Origin of the sequence: Limosilactobacillus secundus (genome assembly GCF_020784695.1) — a bacterium.
GTDB lineage: Bacteria > Bacillota > Bacilli > Lactobacillales > Lactobacillaceae > Limosilactobacillus > Limosilactobacillus reuteri_F.
On sequence record NZ_JAJGUA010000022.1, the window covers coordinates 21,517 to 40,779 of the forward strand.

The 19,263-nt window shown below is 39.6% G+C and carries 19 protein-coding genes; 16 read left to right on the forward strand and 3 right to left on the reverse strand.

The features are described from left to right. The first annotated feature begins 17 nt into the window (after positions 1-17). The 3 genes from rbfA (at position 18) to ribF (ending at position 2,447) form a co-directional block, all read left to right on the forward strand. Complete coding sequence (gene rbfA / locus LMB57_RS00635) at positions 18-377, forward strand: 30S ribosome-binding factor RbfA (RefSeq protein ID WP_003665800.1); 360 nt, start codon at positions 18-20, stop codon at positions 375-377. A gap of 204 nt (positions 378-581) precedes the next feature. Beyond that, complete coding sequence (gene truB, locus LMB57_RS00640; protein WP_229272177.1) at positions 582-1,487, forward strand: tRNA pseudouridine(55) synthase TruB; 906 nt, start codon at positions 582-584, stop codon at positions 1,485-1,487. Positions 1,488-1,499: 12 nt separating this feature from the next. After that, complete coding sequence (ribF, locus tag LMB57_RS00645) at positions 1,500-2,447, forward strand: riboflavin biosynthesis protein RibF (RefSeq protein WP_229272176.1); 948 nt, start codon at positions 1,500-1,502, stop codon at positions 2,445-2,447. Positions 2,448-2,508: 61 nt separating this feature from the next. On the opposite strand, the gene LMB57_RS00650 is transcribed toward ribF, so the two are convergent. Then, positions 2,509-2,880 carry a hypothetical protein gene (locus LMB57_RS00650; protein ID WP_229272175.1) on the reverse strand — a complete coding sequence of 124 codons (372 nt, stop codon included), beginning with the start codon at positions 2,878-2,880 and terminating at the stop codon, positions 2,509-2,511. A gap of 119 nt (positions 2,881-2,999) precedes the next feature. On the opposite strand from LMB57_RS00650, the gene hrcA reads away from it, so the two are divergent. The 8 genes from hrcA (at position 3,000) to LMB57_RS00690 (ending at position 12,978) form a co-directional block, all read left to right on the forward strand. Beyond that, complete coding sequence (gene hrcA / locus LMB57_RS00655; RefSeq protein ID WP_229272174.1) at positions 3,000-4,052, forward strand: heat-inducible transcriptional repressor HrcA; 1,053 nt, start codon at positions 3,000-3,002, stop codon at positions 4,050-4,052. Between the two features lie 12 nt (positions 4,053-4,064). Next, positions 4,065-4,637, forward strand: a complete 573-nt coding sequence (gene grpE / locus LMB57_RS00660) for a nucleotide exchange factor GrpE (protein WP_003665807.1) — start codon at positions 4,065-4,067, stop codon at positions 4,635-4,637. 24 nt (positions 4,638-4,661) lie between these two features. Beyond that, entirely contained in the window at positions 4,662-6,527 is a 1,866-nt protein-coding gene (dnaK, locus tag LMB57_RS00665; protein ID WP_003674311.1) for a molecular chaperone DnaK, read from the forward strand. Positions 6,528-6,655: 128 nt separating this feature from the next. Beyond that, positions 6,656-7,807: a molecular chaperone DnaJ gene (gene dnaJ / locus LMB57_RS00670; RefSeq protein WP_229272173.1), complete on the forward strand. Its 1,152-nt coding sequence runs from the start codon at positions 6,656-6,658 to the stop codon at positions 7,805-7,807. A 130-nt stretch (positions 7,808-7,937) separates the two neighbouring features. Then, the gene (gene lepA, locus LMB57_RS00675; protein ID WP_003665812.1) at positions 7,938-9,773 is read left to right on the forward strand and encodes a translation elongation factor 4; all 1,836 of its coding nucleotides are present in this window, start codon (positions 7,938-7,940) and stop codon (positions 9,771-9,773) included. A gap of 388 nt (positions 9,774-10,161) precedes the next feature. Then, positions 10,162-11,577: a C69 family dipeptidase gene (locus LMB57_RS00680; protein WP_229272172.1), complete on the forward strand. Its 1,416-nt coding sequence runs from the start codon at positions 10,162-10,164 to the stop codon at positions 11,575-11,577. Between the two features lie 72 nt (positions 11,578-11,649). Continuing rightward, positions 11,650-12,726, forward strand: a complete 1,077-nt coding sequence (locus tag LMB57_RS00685) for an Ldh family oxidoreductase (protein ID WP_229272171.1) — start codon at positions 11,650-11,652, stop codon at positions 12,724-12,726. A 75-nt stretch (positions 12,727-12,801) separates the two neighbouring features. Next, entirely contained in the window at positions 12,802-12,978 is a 177-nt protein-coding gene (locus LMB57_RS00690) for a hypothetical protein (RefSeq protein ID WP_229272170.1), read from the forward strand. An 84-nt stretch (positions 12,979-13,062) separates the two neighbouring features. On the opposite strand, the gene LMB57_RS00695 is transcribed toward LMB57_RS00690, so the two are convergent. Next, entirely contained in the window at positions 13,063-14,022 is a 960-nt protein-coding gene (locus LMB57_RS00695) for an L-lactate dehydrogenase (protein WP_003665815.1), read from the reverse strand. A gap of 106 nt (positions 14,023-14,128) precedes the next feature. After that, on the reverse strand, positions 14,129-14,308 hold the full coding sequence (locus tag LMB57_RS00700) for a hypothetical protein (protein WP_020843065.1): 180 nt from the start codon (positions 14,306-14,308) through the stop codon (positions 14,129-14,131). A gap of 196 nt (positions 14,309-14,504) precedes the next feature. Between LMB57_RS00700 and LMB57_RS00705 the strand changes: the two genes are divergently transcribed. From LMB57_RS00705 to LMB57_RS00725, 5 genes are all read left to right on the forward strand, one after another. Continuing rightward, positions 14,505-14,810: a hypothetical protein gene (locus LMB57_RS00705; RefSeq protein WP_003668153.1), complete on the forward strand. Its 306-nt coding sequence runs from the start codon at positions 14,505-14,507 to the stop codon at positions 14,808-14,810. Between the two features lie 77 nt (positions 14,811-14,887). Next, complete coding sequence (gene prmA / locus LMB57_RS00710; protein WP_229272169.1) at positions 14,888-15,847, forward strand: 50S ribosomal protein L11 methyltransferase; 960 nt, start codon at positions 14,888-14,890, stop codon at positions 15,845-15,847. Then, positions 15,848-16,588, forward strand: coding sequence for a 16S rRNA (uracil(1498)-N(3))-methyltransferase (locus LMB57_RS00715; RefSeq protein ID WP_229272168.1), 741 nt, complete (start codon positions 15,848-15,850; stop codon positions 16,586-16,588). A 78-nt stretch (positions 16,589-16,666) separates the two neighbouring features. Then, positions 16,667-17,002: a hypothetical protein gene (locus LMB57_RS00720; protein WP_229272167.1), complete on the forward strand. Its 336-nt coding sequence runs from the start codon at positions 16,667-16,669 to the stop codon at positions 17,000-17,002. A gap of 18 nt (positions 17,003-17,020) precedes the next feature. Continuing rightward, positions 17,021-19,258 carry a RelA/SpoT family protein gene (locus tag LMB57_RS00725; RefSeq protein ID WP_229272166.1) on the forward strand — a complete coding sequence of 746 codons (2,238 nt, stop codon included), beginning with the start codon at positions 17,021-17,023 and terminating at the stop codon, positions 19,256-19,258. Positions 19,259-19,263: the final 5 nt, after the last annotated feature.

Genomic DNA, 19,263 nt, shown 5'->3' on the forward strand with positions numbered 1-19,263 from the left:
ACTGAGGAGAGATAAAGATGCCAAGTAAACAATATCGAGTAGATCGTTTAGCTCAAGAAATTCAAAAAGATGTTGATGAAATCTTGTTAAAACGTGTTCGTGATCCACGTGTACAAAACGTTACAATTACAGGTGTGGATGTTACTGGTGATCTCCAGCAAGCAACCATCTATTACAGTATCTTGTCAGATCTTGCTTCTGATGCAGAAAAGGCACAGGCTGGATTAGATAAGGCGACTGGGTTAATTCGCAGTGAATTAGGCGCACGTCTTAATATTTTTAAGACTCCAGAAATCAAATTTGTAAGAGACCCATCAGTTGCTTACGGTAGTCGAATTGATCAACTCATTAACGACTTACACAAAAAAGAAAAATAATTAGCAAAAAAGGGAGCGAGACAGAAGTTACTTGTGAGTTCGTTTTTCGCCATGAAGTTAGCCTCTGGGAGCTCCCGCAAGCAACAAGAGGCCTCCAACGTTCGGTTTTACCGAGCGATGGAGGCCATTGTTGTACTACGCTTATGCTATTTGTCTTTTGTGAAAGTGACTTGACTTATACCACAGCCCCTTGGAGGAATAACGATGGATGGAATAATACCCTTATATAAAGAACGCGGGATGACTAGTTTTGCCTGTGTTAGTCGACTACGACAAATTTTAAAAACTAAAAAGATTGGTCATTCAGGAACGCTTGACCCAGGTGTAGCGGGCGTTTTACCAATTTGTGTTGGAAATGCTACCAAAGTTGTTGACTATTTGATGCAGTCAGGAAAACAATATCAAGGTGAGCTTTTAATTGGGTTTGCGACTACTACCCAAGACCTTGATGGAGACAAAATTGAAGAAAAAGTAGTTGCAGATGAAATTCCCACTAGTGAAATATTAGCAGCCATGAATTTATTAACGGGGACAATAATACAAATCCCACCGATGTATTCGGCTGTAAAAGTAAATGGAAAAAAACTTTATGAATATGCAAGAGCTGGGGAAACTGTTGAACGGCCCAAACGGCAAGTGGCTATTAGTAAATTTGAATTACTAAGCTCAAAGTATGATGAGAAAAATAAACAACAACGAATCCGTTTTAATGTTGAATGTAGTAAGGGCACTTATATTCGGACACTTGTTGTGGATCTTGCACGTAAACTAGGGTATCCAGGAGTAATGAGTTTGCTAACGCGGTTGAAGAGTGGAGGCTTTACTCTTGATCAGACTTTAAGTTTAGACGACGTTCGAGATGCTGTTGCGACCCAAACTCTCCAGCAATACTTGTATCCTTTAGATTATGCTTTAAAGGAATATCCGCAATTAACGATTCAAGTGGATCAATGGAAAAAGGTTCAAAATGGAGGATGGCTTTCTCCAAGTGAACTTAATATTAGCGAGAAGGAAATTGTGTTATCATTTGATGGACAAGTAAAAGCACTGTATCATTTTGATTCGAAAAATAAAATGTATAAGCCAACTAAAATGTTTGCAGTTAATTGAGGAGTGTAGGAGTTGCAAGTTATAAAAATTCACCATCCTTTGGAAAAAAGCCTAATTCCTGCGGGGCCAATTGTACTTGCAATGGGTTTCTTTGATGGTGTTCATCGGGGGCATCAAGCAGTAATCAAACGTGCCCGTGAAATTGCCCGTGAAAAAGGATTGCCATTAGTAGTTTTGACGTATGATCATGCTCCTGGAATTGTTTATCGTCAATATAAGGGCGGCTTTAAATATTTATCAACGGTCGATAGGAAGCTTGAATTATTAAACGATCTTGATGTTGATCGGATTTATTTAATAAGTTTTACATCATCATTCGCAAGCCTTTCTCCTCAGCAGTTTGTTGATGAGTATTTGGTAGGCTTTCATGCTCAAACGGTCGTGGCAGGGTTTGATCATACTTATGGTAAAGAAGATATTGCATCAATGAAGCTACTTCCTAAATATGCAGCAGGGCGGTTTGAAGTTGTTACTGTGCCCAAATTTACTGAGGATGGAAGTCAAGAAAAGGTTGGTTCTCGAGAAATTCGAAAATTAATTGATGCTGGTAATGTGAAAGCAGCTAATCAAGCATTAGGATATCCTTATCAAACAACTGGCTTAGTAGTTCATGGCTTAGCTCGTGGACGAACACTTGGCTTTCCTACGATCAATGTTGAGCATCCGGAAGAGGAGCGACTTCCTGGGATTGGGGTCTATGCCGTCAAAGTTAAGCTCGGTAAGAAGTGGTATAATGGAATGGCAAGCGTTGGTCACAACATAACATTTGGCGATGCTAATCAATTAACGGTTGAAATTAACTTATTTGATTTTCAACAAATGGTGTATGGCGAGGAAGTAGTTGTGCGTTGGTATCAGTATCTTCGTGGCGAAGAAAAGTTCACGGGAGCGGATGCATTAGTTGCACAGATGAAACAAGATGAACAAAACGCCCGGCGTATTTTAGAAAAATATAAATAAAAGAGGTTTAGATTGATCTTTCGTGGCAATTGTGCCAACAAGATTTATCAAACCTCTTTTTTTAATGCCGACTTCCACGATGACTGGTAGTCTGGTTAATCTTATGAATATTTCGTTCAAATTTGAATCCGCCATCAGTCACTAATTTGAAATGCCGCATTTTCCCGTTAAAAGGCTGGCCGTTTAAGCGCACTGTTGTCCAGTTCCGCATAATTTCAGTCATGGAAGCAAGTGCTTTCAGTTGATTAAGATTGTTCTCCTTAGTTGCTTCGTCTTTAATATCTGACTGCAAGCGATAGATTAGGTTGTTATGGTATTCTAATAGTTCATTCGTTAGGGGCGCATTACGGTATTTATTAAATAACTTCTGAATTAATAACATTGCTTCTTGAGTATTTTGGGGTTGAATATAGCGATGTTCTTTATGTTTCATGGATAAAGCTCCTTTAAAAATTGTTTGACGTTTCTTGACTTTTAGGGTAGTAATTGGTATATTATACAGTGTGTTTAGCACTTGACCCTAATGAGTGCTAAAAGGGGAAGTGATATACGATGCTAACACAACGACAGAAAAAGATTCTGCAAGCGATTGTACGTCAATACACATCAACTGGTCAACCGGTTGGATCAAAACATTTAGCAGAAAAGTTGCCTTTTAAGGTCAGTTCAGCAACTGTCCGTAATGAGATGGCGGTTTTAGAGGACAATGATTTGATCTTAAAAGAGCACTCTTCATCAGGCCGGGTTCCATCGAAACGAGGTTATCGTTATTATGTCGATAACTTGCTTGATCCACAAGCAGTTACTGATAATGATCTGGTAGTGATTCAAAACTCACTTGGAACTGGTTTTCAAAAGATTGACGAAATTATTTCGCATTCAGCAGATATCTTATCAAACTTAACTTCATATACTGCTTTTACATTAAAGCCTGAGCAAGAAAGTGTTCGTTTGAGTGGCTTTCGAGTTGTACCGCTGGGGAATCATAAGGTTATTGCGATCTTAGTTACCGACAGCGGTGAGGTTGAAAATCAGTCATTCACTTTGCCGCCGGACATTGACACAGATGCAATGCAGGCAGTAATTAGAATGATTAATGATCAATTAGTTGGTTTGCCGCTATCAGAAGTGGTAAAACGACTAAAAGATGATATCCCACTTCAGGTTCTGCATTATATGCATAGTCCCGATGGCTTCCTTGATATTTTTGATAATGTCTTATCTCAAGCAGCACGTGAGCGTTTTTTCGTTGGTGGTCGACTGAACTTACTGGATTTTGCAAGTACTCATGATCCCCACGCAATCCAATCACTGTATGGCTTGTTAGATAAGAATGACAATTTATCGAATATCTTGGATTCGACGCTTACCTCAGATAATGGAGTTAATGTTAAAATCGGTCAGGAAATCTCTAAGAATAAGCTTCTTGATGATTATAGCTTGATTACTGCAAGTTATAATGTTGAACAATATGGACGAGGAATTATTGCAGTTCTTGGTCCAACAAGGATGCCTTATTCACGGACAATTGGAATTGTAAATGCCTTTCGCCAAGAATTAGCAAAACGGCTATTAGATTTCTACCGTCACTATTATGATTCATAGGAGGCGAGTTAATTGGCCAAGGAAAAACAAGAAGATCAACAAAAACAAACTGCGCCTGAAAATGAAAAGGCACCTAAAAAAGATATAAAAAAAGAGGCTTCAGATAAGAAGGATGATCAAACTTCCAAATTAAAGGAAGAGATCGCTGACTTAAAGAAGCAGCTCGCTGATAAAGATGACAAATATTTACGAGCAGAAGCAGAAATTCAAAATATGACTAATCGTTTTAATAAAGAACGGGCTCAAATCCTTAAATATGATGGTCAGGATTTAGCAAAGTCAATTTTACCAGTGCTTGATAACCTTAAACGAGCATTAGCAATTGAAGTTGTAGACGATAATGGTAAACAACTTAAAAAGGGTATTCAAATGGTTCATGATCACCTTGTCAAGGCATTAAATGACCATGGCATCACTGAAATCAAAGCTGATGGTGAAACATTTGATCCTACTCTTCACCAAGCAGTTCAAACTGTTCCGGTCGAAGAAGGTCAGAAGCCTGAAACTGTTGTTAATGTTCTTCAAGCAGGATATCAACTCAAAGACCGGGTATTACGCCCAGCAATGGTTGTTGTAGCTCAATAAATTTGTGAGAGAAGGAAATAAATTATGGCAAGTAATAAGATTATTGGTATTGATTTAGGTACTACTAACTCTGCGGTTGCTGTTATGGAAGGTAATGAACCTAAGATTATCACCAACCCAGAAGGAAGTCGGACAACACCATCTGTTGTTTCATTTAAGAATGGTGAAACTCAAGTTGGGGAAGTAGCAAAGCGTCAGGCAATTACTAATCCTAACACTATTTCATCAATCAAGAGTCACATGGGTGAAGCAGGATACACTGTTGAAGTTGATGGTAAGAAATATACTCCACAAGAAATTTCAGCAATGATTTTGCAATACCTTAAGAAATATGCTGAAGATTACATTGGTGATACTGTTACTCAAGCAGTTATTACTGTTCCTGCATACTTCAATGATGCTCAACGTCAAGCTACTAAGGATGCCGGTAAAATTGCGGGCCTTGATGTTAAGCGGATTATTAACGAACCTACTGCTTCATCATTAGCATACGGTCTTGATAAGAAGGACAAAGATGAAAAGATCCTTGTTTATGATCTTGGTGGTGGTACATTCGATGTTTCCATCCTTGAATTAGGTGACGGTGTCTTCCAAGTTCTCTCTACTAATGGTGATACTCATTTAGGTGGGGATGACTTTGACCAAAAGATTATGGATTGGTTAATCGATGGCTTTAAGGAAGAACACGGTGTTGATCTTTCTCAAGACAAGATGGCTCTTCAACGTTTGAAGGATGCTGCTGAAAAGGCTAAGAAAGACTTGTCAGGTGTTCAAGAAGCGCAAATCAGCTTACCATTTATTTCAGCTGGTGAAAACGGCCCATTGCACTTGGAAAAGACATTAAGTCGGGCACAATTTAACCAATTAACTAATGACTTAGTTGAACGGACAAAGCAACCAGTATTGAATGCTTTGAAAGATGCGGATCTTACCTTTGACGACATTGATGAAGTTATCTTAAATGGTGGATCTACTCGTATTCCTGCCGTTCAAGAAATGGTTAAGGAATTAACTGGTAAAGAACCTAACCACTCAATTAATCCTGACGAAGCCGTTGCTCTTGGTGCAGCTATTCAAGGTGGGGTTCTTACTGGTGATGTTAAGGATGTTGTATTACTTGATGTTACTCCACTTTCACTTGGTATTGAAACCATGGGTGGTGTCTTCACTAAGTTGATTGATCGTAACACAACTATTCCTACTTCAAAGAGTCAAATCTTCTCAACTGCTGCTGATAACCAACCAGCTGTTGACATTCACGTTCTTCAAGGTGAACGTCCAATGGCAGCAGACAATAAGACTTTGGGTAACTTCCAACTAACTGATATTCCTGCTGCTCCTCGTGGTGTTCCTCAAATCAAAGTTACATTTGATATCGATAAGAACGGTATTGTTAATGTTTCTGCTGAAGATCAAGGAACTCACAAGAAGCAAAACATCACTATCAAGTCTAACTCAGGCTTAAGTGATGAAGAAATTGAACGGATGAAGAAGGATGCTGAAGAGCATGCTGAAGCCGACAAGAAGAAGAAGGAAGAAGTTGACTTAAAGAATGAAGTTGACCAAGAACTCTTCCAAGTTGATAAGACTTTGAAGGAAGTTAAGGGTAAAGTTCCTGAAGATGATATCAAGAAGGCTGAAAGTGCTCGTGACGAATTAAAGAAGGCTAAAGAAAGCGGCAACCTTGATGAAATGAAAGCTAAGAAGGATGCTTTGAACAAAGTTATTCAAGACCTTAGCGTAAAGCTTTACCAACAAGCACAAGGTGCACAAGGTGGCGCTGCTAATGGTCAACCTGGTGATAACCAACAAAATGGTAATGACAACGGTAATGATGACAATACTGTTGATGGTGATTTTAAGGACGTTACACCAGACGACAAGAAATAGCCTGCGGTAAACAGTCTTAAAATGTTAGTGTAAAAGCCAAAGGCCAGAAAAAAGGACTTTGGCTTTTACTTTCGTTTGCTGGCTGTGGTATAACTAAACAAGCAATAAAGTAATGAGGTATTTATTATATGGCAGAACAAGATTATTATGACATTTTAGGTGTCTCTAAGGATGCATCCGAAAAAGACATCAAGCGTGCATATCGTCGGCTTGCGGCAAAATACCACCCAGATGTTAACCACGAGCCTGGTGCAGAAGAAAAGTTTAAGAAGATTAATGAAGCATATGAGACATTAAGTGATAGTCAAAAACGTGCTCAATATGATCAATTTGGTTCAGCTGGCCCACAAGGTGCTGGCGGTCAAGGCTTTGGCGGCTTTGGTGGTGGTCAAGCTTATTCTAACTTTGGTGGCGGCTTTGACGACATCTTTAGTCAATTCTTTGGCGGCGGTGGTCGTACTCATCGGGACCCAACAGCCCCGCGTCAAGGGCGTGATTTACAATATGCAATGACTCTTGATTTTATGGATGCGGTTTTTGGGAAAACAACTACTATCAAGTATGACCGTGATGCAGAATGTAAGACTTGTCATGGAACCGGAGCTAAGTCTGGTAAATCGCCAATAACTTGTCCACGGTGTCATGGTGCCGGAGTGATTACGAGCGTTCGTCAAACACCACTAGGCAATATGCAAACTCAAACCACTTGTCCAGAATGTAATGGAACTGGAAGGATTATTAAGCCAGAAGATCGTTGTGATACTTGCCATGGTGCAGGACATGTCCACGAACGTCATGAGCTAGAAGTGAAGGTGCCTGCCGGTGTTGATGATGGTCAACAAATGCGGCTCCAACATCAAGGGGATGCTGGTGAGAACGGTGGCCCAGCCGGAGATTTGTATATTGTCTTCCGAGTAACACCAAGTCGAGAATTCCGGCGTGATGGTTCAACAATTTACGTTGATCGTGATATTTCGTTTGCTCAAGCAGCCTTGGGAGACGAAGTAAAAGTTAAAACGGTTCATGGTGATGTCAACCTTAAAATTCCTGCTGGAACACAATCAGAAACTAATTTCCGCTTGCGTGGCAAGGGTGTTCCACACCTTAACGGTAATGGTAACGGGGATGAACATGTTACTGTCCACGTTAAAACACCTAAGAGCCTTAACAAACGTCAACGTGAAGCAATGTTAGCATTCGCGGCTGCTAGCGGTGAAGATGTTAAGGGTGTGAAAAAGACAGTTCTTGATAAGTTACGTGATGCTTTTGAGGATAAATAAATAGTTTTTATGAAGCAGGAAAAACTTAATATTTTTCCTGCTTTTTGTATATCTAGCAGAAGTTTTCCCATTCTAAACGATGATTTGGTATACTAGATAAAGAATATTCGTTGAAAGTGAGTCTTTTTAAATGAACCTAGAAGAAATGAAAGAGCGGCAAAAACACATTCGGAATTTCTCGATTGTTGCCCACATTGACCATGGAAAATCAACGCTTGCTGATCGTATTTTAGAGATGACTGATTCAATCAGCAAACGTGAAATGAAAAACCAGATTCTTGATGATATGCCTCTAGAACGAGAACGGGGCATTACAATCAAATTAAATGCCGTCGCTCTGACATATCATGCTAAAGACGGTGAAGACTACATTTTCCATTTAATCGATACACCAGGCCACGTCGATTTTTCTTATGAAGTCTCACGGTCTCTTGCTGCCTGTGAAGGTGCCGTCTTAGTAGTCGATGCAACGCAAGGAGTAGAAGCACAGACCCTTGCTAACGTCTTTTTAGCGCTTGACAATGACCTTGAAATTTTACCTGTTATCAATAAGATCGATTTACCCTCTGCTGATCCTGAGGGTACTAAGAAACAGATTGAAGACGAGATTGGTTTAGATACTGATGAGGCAGTTGATATTAGTGCTAAAACTGGAATGGGCGTTGATGAAGTCCTGGAAAAAATCGTTAAAGACGTCCCAGCACCAACAGGAGATTTAACCGCGCCGTTAAAAGCCCTTATCTTTGATTCAAAGTATGATGATTATCGGGGCGTTGTCCTTAGTGTCCGGGTTGTTGAAGGGACTGTTAAAAAAGGTGACCGAATTAAATTAATGAACGGTGGTACCGAATATGAGGTAGCAGAAGTAGGGATTAACTCTCCTAAACCATTGGCACGTGATGTGTTGATGGCTGGGGATGTAGGTTACATCACCGCGGCAATTAAAGACATTAAAGATACTCGGGTCGGTGATACGGTTACAAGTGCAGATAATCCTACAGATAAGCCGTTAGAAGGATATCGGCAAATGACGCCAATGGTATATGCTGGACTCTATCCAACTGATAATGCTAAATTTAATGATTTACGTGATGCGTTGGAAAAGCTTCAACTTAATGATGCGGCATTAACTTTTGAACCGGAATCATCGCAAGCATTGGGATTTGGATTCCGTTGTGGTTTCTTAGGATTACTTCACATGGACGTTATTCAAGAACGACTTGAACGTGAATTTAATCTTGATTTAATCACGACTGCGCCATCTGTTACTTACCATGTTGAATTAGCGGATGGGACAACAAAGGAAGTGGAAAATCCGGCTGAAATGCCAGACGCTTCTTCCATTAAAGCGATTAAGGAACCATATGTCCGCGCTTCAATCATGGTTCCCAATGATTATGTTGGCCCAGTAATGGAACTTTGCCAACGGAAACGGGGAGACTTTGATACAATGGAATATCTAAGCGATACCCGGGTAAACGTTATTTATCATATTCCGTTGTCAGAAATTATTTTTGACTTCTTTGACAAGTTAAAGAGTTCTACACGGGGATACGCTTCCTTAGATTATGAAATTGATGGCTACCGGCCAAGTAATTTGGTTAAGATTGACATCTTGCTTAATGGCGATAAGGTGGATGCATTAAGCTTTATTGCTCACCGTGACTTTGCGGCAGAACGTGGTCGGGAAATTACTGCTAAATTAAAGAAGATCATTCCACGGCAAAACTTTGAAATTCCAATTCAAGCTGCAATCGGCTCAAAGATTATTGCACGAACTAATATTAAAGCCTACCGGAAAGATGTTACTGCCCGTATTCATACTGGGGATCCAGACCGGCGTGCTAAATTATTAGATAAGCAGAAACGTGGGAAGAAACGGATGAAGGCTGTCGGAAAAGTTGATATTCCTCAGGCCGCCTTTATGGCCGTTTTGAAGACCGATGAGCAATTGGACGAGAAGTAAACGTTGATGTAAAGGCGGTTGTTGTCTTTGCATCTGCCTCTAATAACATAGTTGCGTGGGTATGACGCAAACTATGAAAATTAAATGGGCTCTATAATATCTGATGTTGATATAGAAATATCACTTTCTATACCAATATCAGATTTTTGTTTTTAAACTAAAAAGAGGCTCGCCTTCTGATACAATGAAATCGCCAAAACATATAGAAAGGAAGGTAATCTCCATAAATAGTAATACAAGGACTCTCCTCAATTTAACAGACCCTCATTCAAATCTTTTCATCATTGATTAAACATGGTGGGCTTTTATACTCGCTTAATACTGCAGCCCTCATAAAATTAGCGTATCATAGATAATGTAATCGCTATTATTTGAGGAGGAAATAAATATGCAAAATAAAGATGCTTGTACATCAATCATGGTCGGTAAGAAGGCTTCTCTCGATGGTGCTAATTATATTGCCCGTAATGAAGATCGCGTAAAGGCAATTGAACCCAAGCGATTTTTAGTAAAACCGGCAGTAAAGGGACGCCACGAAACCTACGTATCACCTTACAATAAAGTAACTGTAGCCTTGCCGGAAGAGGGAATGCGTTATACTTCTACGCCTACCCTTGATCAAACAGCAGGACCTAATGAAGAAGATGGAATTAATGAAGCAAATGTGGCAGCTTCCTTTACTGAGAGTGTTTATGCAAATGATCGGGTGTTAGCATATGATCCATACGTAAAAAATGGCCTGGCAGAAGACTCACTTTGTACTTTAGTATTACCGTATATTCATTCTGCCCGTGAAGGAGTTGAATATACGGGAAAATTAATTGCTGAATTGGGGGCTGCTGAGGGAAACGGGATGCAATTTGCAGATGCCGATGAGATTTGGTATATGGAAGTAGTAACTGGTCACCAATGGGTTGCAGTTCGTATTCCTGATGATTGCTATGCTGTTACTCCTAACCAAGTAGCAATTGAAGATATTGATTTTGATGATCCTGATAATTATATGTGGGCTGATGGAATTCAAGAATTTGTTGAAGACCACCAATTAAACCCTGACCATGACCGGTGGGATTTCCGCCATATTTTTGGTACCAGTACACAAAAAGACCGTCACTACAATACACCGCGGACTTGGTTTGCTCAACGTTACCTTAGTCCTAACGCTTCATTAGGCCAACGTCCCGAAGATTCTGAAATGCCATTTATCCGTAAGGCTGAATTTAAGATTGCTAATGAAGACATCCAGTATGTTTTAAAATCGCATTTTAATGAGACACCTTACGATCCAATGGGGGATGCTCCTGAACGTAAGACTTACCGGGCTATCTCTTTATCACGAACAGCTCAATCACATATTTTACAAGTGCGTAATCTGAATAAATATAAAACAAGTATTCATTGGATTGAACTAGGAGTCCCAGCATTTAACCCTTATGTTCCATTTTTTGCTAATGCTGACGATACTGATGAATCATATCGAAACGTACCTGAAAAAATGAACTTAGAATCTGCATTCTGGTTAAATGAAGCCTTAGCAGAGGTCGTTGAAAGTCATTATCAAGAATTTATGGAAAAAGATGAAGACTACCAAAAGGAGCTAAATGAATGGGCACGCCGTAAAATTGCGCAGGTTGATAAAGAAGCAGCTAGTCTTGAAGGCCAGGCACTAATTGATTATCTAACTGGACAAAATCATGAAATAGCTACCCATTATAATGAACGGACAAAGGCCCTCTTCTTTGAATTATTAACTGAAGGCTGTGAGCTTTCAAAGATGTCATTTAAGATGGATCCCAACCTTTAAGCGACTTTGAATATTGACGTTTTTCTCTTTGTTATTAAAATATAATTAGTATAAAATGAGAGAAGGATGAAAATGAGACTTCAAGCAACCTATGAACGACATTATCTAGTAGAAGTTTTTACAAAATTGGGATTTAACCAAGATGACAGTCAATTATTAGCAGACACTCTAGTTGATGCGGATTTGCGCGGGATCTCATCTCATGGGATTCAACGATTAGCATGGTATCGTCGGATGATTAAAGAAGGAACGATTATTCCCCAAAATAAGGCCGAAATTATTCGTGAGTTACCAGGCTCCGTCCTTGTTGACGCTAACCAAAATATGGGACAGCTCGCAACGGTTTTAGCAACTCAAAAAATAATTGAAAAGGCTAAGAAAACAGGGGTAGCAATTGCTGTTATTCGCAATTCGAATCACTTCGGCACTGCTGGTTACTATACAAGATTAGCATTAGAAGCTGGATTGGTAGGAGTTGCCCTTACTAACACTCGTCCCCTGGTAGTCCCAACTAATGCTACTCAGGCTTTTCTTGGGTCTAATGCTTTTGCGTTTGGCTTTCCTGCTTCTCCACATCCATTTATGTTTGATGGTGCCACTTGTGTTGTTTCAGGGGGAAAAATTCAAGTTTATGCTAAAAAAGGCGAACCGTTGCCAGGTGAATGGGCAGTTGATAAAGATCGGCAGGTAGTAACTGATGCGCAAGAGGCAGAAGATATTCTTGCCACCGCGGCCTTTACTGAAGGAGAACAAAAAGGTGGAGGAGTTCTCACTCTTGGCGGAAATGATGAGGAAAATTCTAATTATAAGGGGATGGGAAACTCGATTGTAATTGAATTGTTGACGGGTATTTTAGCTCAAGGTTCTATCTCTGCCGATACTGTTAGTGGTAAACATGACTTTAGCCAATTTGTAATGGTTCTTAATCCAGCATTCTTCGGTGATCCAGAAGTATTGAAGAAAGATGCCACATCAATGTTAGATCGAATTCGCCAACTTGAACATATTCCTAGTAAAGAAATTTGGGTACCCGGTGATCGTGAGTACCGTTTATTAGCAGAAAATAAAGAAAAAGGTGTCACGATTGATGAAAAGACCTATCAAGAAATGAAAGAAATCGGAACTGAACTTGGTATTGATGTTCCTTAATAATTGATAAACTCCTTCAAATTCTGATAAGCGAAAGTGGTACACTGAACATATGAGAAAAAAGGAGCATCTTAAATGGAAGATCGAGAATTAGTAACGTTTTGGCTCGCAGGTGATCATAAGTTAGCAATTCGAAAGGGACTTACTTCGGCAATTTTAGCGCGTGAACTTAGAAAAAAGGGTTATAAGGATAAATTAATAGAAGACTTTCTTGATGATTTTGCACGTGGCTTGAAAAATCATCAAAAATAGGCATAAAAAAACTCCCAACGTTTTACTAAACGCTGAGAGTTTTTTAGTAGCACGATAATCTATCGTTTTATTTATGAATATGGCTTAGTTGTTACCTTGTAACTTTGCCATACCGTTCTTAGCAACTTCTTCCAATTGCTTAGCAGAGTCAGCCATAGCCTTCTTTTCACGGTCGTTAAGTGGAACTTCAATAACCTTTGCCACACCAGAAGCGTTAACAACAGCTGGAGTACCGATGTAAAGGTCGTTAAGTCCGTATTCACCGTTCATTGGGGCACCGATAGGGAGAACAGAATTTTCATCACGAAGAATAGCCTTTGAAATCCGCATTAAAGCAGTGGCAACACCATAGAAGGTAGCACCTTTGCGGTTAATGATTTCGTATGCCTTGTTACGAACATCATCTTCAATCTTAAGTAATTCATCTTCTGAAATACCTTCATCCTTAGCAATATCAAGTAATGGCTTGCCACCAACAGTAGCACTTGAGTAAGCAGCAAATTCGGAATCACCGTGTTCACCCATAATGTTAGCAATAACATCACGAGGGTCAACATGAAGCTTCTTACCAAGAGCAACCCGAAGACGTGCGGAATCAAGTGAAGTACCTGAACCAACAACCTTGTTCTTAGGGAAGCCAGAAAGCTTTTGAACAGCATAGGTAAGGATATCAACTGGGTTAGCTGCAACTAAGAAGATTCCGTCAAAACCAGACTTAACGATTGGTTCTACAACGGACTTAATGATCTTCAAGTTCTTGTCAACTAATTGAAGACGAGTTTCACCAGGCTTTTGTGGAGCACCAGCAGTAATAACAACTAAATCAGCGTCTTTGCAAGTGTCGTAATCTGCTGAGTAGATATTCTTAGGAGCGGTGAAGGCAGTAGCGTCTTCAAGGTCCATTGCGTCCCCTTCAGTCCGTTCCTTAATAATATCAACAATAGCAAATTCTTCAGCAATTCCTTGTTGTGCCATTGCGAAGGCGTAACTTGAACCGACAGCACCGTCACCAACAAGAACAACTTTTTGATGATTCTTAGACATAATAAACAGTCTCCCTTTCATCTTATGTATACATTATTTGAGATTTCTCTCACAGTAATGATTATAACATTCCGCAGAAAAATTACTATAAGATTTTATAGATAAATTAGTTAGTAAATAAGCCTGCTCCTAAGATAATGACTGCTAAAAGGATCGCTGGCCAAAGCAAAACATGAATTAATGTCCCGATTAATAAAATAAGAAGGATCAGGCCAATGAACTTAACCGTTAAAATCCCAATCTTCCATAGTAACCAGCAGATAAGAATAGCAATTAAGAGACTCACTATTGTAATCACCTTTCTTTAAAGTATTTTGAACATAGTATAGCATTTTTTTGAAAATTAAAGTTTAAACATAGATTAAACTTTGGAACGTTGGTGACCTGTGCTAAAATATACCTATCTAGGGAGATTAATTTAAAATTGATCAGGAATAATAATAGAGGAGGTGGTTACCATTCTGAATCGAACTAAGCAGTTTATGCGCGACAATGATTTAATGTATAAAAAAGAGTACATTCGGCCAATGATGACACCCCAACACGTATATGTGTTCCGCTTTGGTAAACACAGACTAAATAATCGGGTAATTGTTCGTTATTCCCATACTTGGACCGGACGATTAAAAATTAACGAGATTGATGTTCGGTTGCATCACCAACACCATCCCCGTATTTTCTTGACTGAGTCCGACTTAATCGATTACTTAAGCCATCATTTAGAAAAAGAAAAGAAACGCGAACAAGAACGACCACATATTAGTAAAGTTGATAATGAAAATGATTAAACTTTATTAAGTTGGTATTTATCGTGACCATTTACTTTTATTGTGGTCACGATTTTATTATTTAAGGAGGTCATTAAATGGATTGGACAGCAATAAAGGTAATAACTTCTAGCGAGGCTATTGAAGCAGTTAGCTATATTTTGACAGATATGGGAGCACAAGGCGTTCAAATTGAGGATGCCGCTGATTTTGAAAACTTGCATGAAGGAAAGTATGGAGACCACGGTGAATTTATCGATCCATCATTAATTCCGCACCGAAAAAGTGGCGCAGCAGTATCGGGATATTTTCCACAAAATGTATTTGTTCCTGAACTATTGCCAACTATCCATCAACGAGTAGCAAAATTAAGGGATTACGGCTTGAATCCAGGAGAAAATGATGTCTCAGCTGCAACCGTCAATAATCAGCAATGGGCAACGGTTTGGCAAAAATATTATCACCCATTAAGAGTAACGGACCAGCTAACGATTGTTCCGCAATGGGAAGAATATCAGCCAGTAGATCCTAAAGAAAAATTGATTTTTCTTGATCCAGGAATGGCTTTTGGTACCGGAACTCATCCAACGACCCGTTTAATGTTGGAGGCCCTTGAGAAAACGATTGTTGGTAATGAATATGTAATCGATGTCGGGACTGGCTCTGGTGTTTTAAGTATTGCTGCTAAACACTTAGGCGCAGGAAAAGTTGATGCTTATGATATTGATGAAGTAGCAGTTAACTCAGCAAAAAAGAATCTTGCACTAAACCCGATCGCTAAAGATGTTAAGGTTGGCGTAAATAGCCTGTTAGACGGAATCCATACCCAAGCAGACTTGATTGTTGCTAATATTCTTGCGGAAATCATCGTACCCCTTATTCCTCAGGCATATGAAAATCTTAAGCCAGGTGGCAAATTCCTTGTTTCGGGAATTATCGATGATAAAGCTCCGTTGATTCGTCAAAAGTTGCAAGAGCAAGGATTTATAATTGACGATGAACAGCAGATGAAGGACTGGCATGGAATGATTGCTCATAAGCCAACCGAGGTGAAATAAATGCAACGCTATTTTGTTAATGCAACTCCAGCTGATGAAGTAACATTGCCATCTGAAGCATCTCACCATTTATTAAAGGTAATGCGCGCAGAGGTTGGAACAACTGTTGAACTTGTGTTAGCTGACCACTGTGTATATCTTGCGACTGTAACTGCTACAGAACCAACGGCGACATTAAAAATCAATCAAAAGTTAGATGCTGATAGTGAATTACCAGTTTCGGTAACGCTTGCCTGCGGACTTCCAAAGACTAAAGAGAAGCCAGAGTTAATTGTTCAAAAAGCAACTGAACTGGGGGCAGATAAAATTGTCTTCTTCGATGCTGCTCGCTCCATTAGTCATTGGCAGGGAAATAAGCAGAAACGAAAGATCGACCGTCTGCAAAAAATAGCTGAATCAGCAGCGGAACAATCCCATCGGAATAAAATTCCGCAGGTTGAATACAGTGCTAATCTTGATCAGTTATTAGCAGATTATCCCGCTACTGAACGAATAGTTGCTTGGGAAGAATCAGCTAAACAGGGTGAAGTAAGTGCTTTAGCGCAACAATTTAATGGCCTTAAACCAGGAGATTCGCTCCTTGCTATTTTTGGTCCAGAAGGTGGATTAACGGAAAATGAAATTGCTAAAATGAATGAAGCTGAAGTGGTAACAGCAGGTTTAGGACCACGAATTCTGCGGACCGAAACAGCACCTTTATATTTCATGGCGGCTATTTCGTATGCAATGGAATTGTCATAATGTAGCTGGCGTACTTATGGTAAAATAGAGAACAGCTTTAATCGGTAATTTAAAACTGAATATAGGTGTTGAGAGAGAATGAATTTTATGAAAAAAGCATGGGAACATTTAGATAAACCATTATGGCTAGCCAGTATTTTAATTGGGATGGTATTGACCCTCGTTGTCGATAAACTTCCATTTGTTACGCGGGTAGTAATGGTAGAGATTGTCTTAATCCTTGTTAATGGTATTTTTAGTATTTGGTCCGGTTATTGGATTTATAAGCACCAGCGAAAATGGGGCGAGTTGTTCATTTTCCCAATCCTTTACTTGATAACTGCGTATTTCTTTATGCCACAATATACTTATTATTTTGCCCTTGCTTACTTAGCGCTTGCATACTTATCATGGGCAATGCGTCAACAAAAGTAATTGAAAGGAGGTCGCCCGATGTCAAAAGAAAGGGAATTGACACATGAAGATGTTCAAAAGATAGTTAGTTCTTATATGAATGAAGAACACGTTGCTTTAGTTGAAAAGGCATATCATTTTGCCGAGGTAGCTCACCATGATCAACGACGTAAATCTGGAGAACCGTATATTGTTCATCCTATCCAAGTTGCGGGGATCCTTGCTAATCTTCATATGGATCCCGAAACAGTTTGTGCAGGATATTTACATGATATTGTAGAAGATACGGGAGCAACCTTAGATGATATTAAAGAACTCTTTGGACCAACCATTGCAATGATCGTTGATGGTGATACAAAGCTCGGTAAGATTAGTTACAAATCAAATAAAGAACAAATGGCTGCCACTCATCGTAAATTATTACTTGCAATGTCAAAGGATATTCGGGTAATGATTGTCAAGCTTGCGGATCGTCTTCATAATATGCGCACCCTTAAGCATTTGCGTCCTGATAAGCAGCGCCGCATCTCAAATGAAACCCTTGAAATTTATGCCCCAATTGCAGATCGCTTGGGGATCAGTACTATTAAGTGGGAACTAGAAGACCTATCATTACGATACTTAAATCCGCAACAATATTACCGGATTGTTCATTTGATGAATTCACGGCGCGATCAGCGGGTTGACTATATTGATGAGTCAATTAAGTTGATAAAAAAGGCGATTGCAGATTTGGACTTAGGACCGAATGTTGAAATTTATGGTCGTCCTAAACATATTTATTCTGTCTACCGTAAAATGGTTACTCAGCATAAGCAATTTAGCCAAATTTATGACCTTCTTGCGGTTCGAATTGTCGTTGACTCAATTCGTGACTGTTATGCTGCTCTTGGAGCTATCCATACTAATTGGAAACCAATGCCTGGACGGTTTAAAGATTATATTGCAATGCCTAAGACTAACGGGTACCAATCCTTGCATACAACAATTATTGGACCAGAAGGACGGCCATTAGAAGTGCAGATTCGGACTCACAAGATGCATGAAATTGCCGAATATGGGGTCGCTGCTCACTGGGCCTATAAAGAAGGTAAGACTAATGGAATCCAACAAACTCAGGATAGTCAAAAGCTAAATGTCGTCAAAGAAATCCTTGAATTACGAAGTGAAAGTCAAGGCACAGATGAATTTATGCAGGGGATTCAGAGTGATATATTTACTGATAAGGTCTATGCATTTACCCCTAAAGGTGACGTAATTGAAATGCCTAAGGGATCTGGACCACTTGATATGGCTTACCAAATTCATACTGAAGTTGGTAATCATACAACTGGAGCTAAAGTAAATGGACGGATTGTACCCCTTGACTATGAGATCAAAAATGGTGACATTGTCGATATTTTGACCTCCTCATCATCAGCTGGTCCAAGTCGTGATTGGTTTGATTTGGTTTCAACACGGCGAGCTCGTAATAAGATTCGCCAATTCTTCCGCGCTCACGATCGGGAAAAGAACATTGAGGAAGGAAAACAACTTCTTGAAAATGAACTCCGTGAAGCAGGATATTCACCAGCAGAGTTAATGACTGATGAAAAATGTGAGGAAGTTGCTCAAGAGACTCATTATAATAGTAGTGACGACATGTTTGCGGCATTAGGATTTGGTGACTTGGCTCCTATTGGTATTAGAAATCGGTTTACTGCTGATATCCGCCAGCAGGTTGAAAGCGACCGCCAACAAGCAGCAGAAAAAGCTGTACTAGAAGATCACCAGACTCTTGAAAAACCAAATGCACGTGAAAAACAAAAGCAGGCTAAAGCGTCTAGTGAGGGCGTAGTTGTTGAAGGAGTCGACAATCTCCTTGTCCGTTTAAGCCATTGTTGTAGTCCAATCCCAGGAGATGATATTACTGGTTACATTACAAAAGGGCGCGGAGTATCAGTTCACCGGGATGATTGTCCGAATATTAAAGCTGCCCGTAAGAACGGCGAACGAATTGTTAGTGTATATTGGGCAAATCCTAATGGCGACAAAACAAACTACAATGCAGACTTAGAAGTTCAAGGATACAATCGAAACGGCTTATTAAATGATGTTTTACGTTCAGTAAATAACAGTACTCGCTTCTTAAATTCAGTTAACGGCAAAGTTGACCATAACAAGATGGTAACAATTAGTTTGATTATCGGAGTGCGTAATTTACGGCAGTTGCAATTGATTATGGATGGTTTAAAGAACATTCCAGATGTTTACGTTGTCAAACGAATTATTCGATAGGAGGA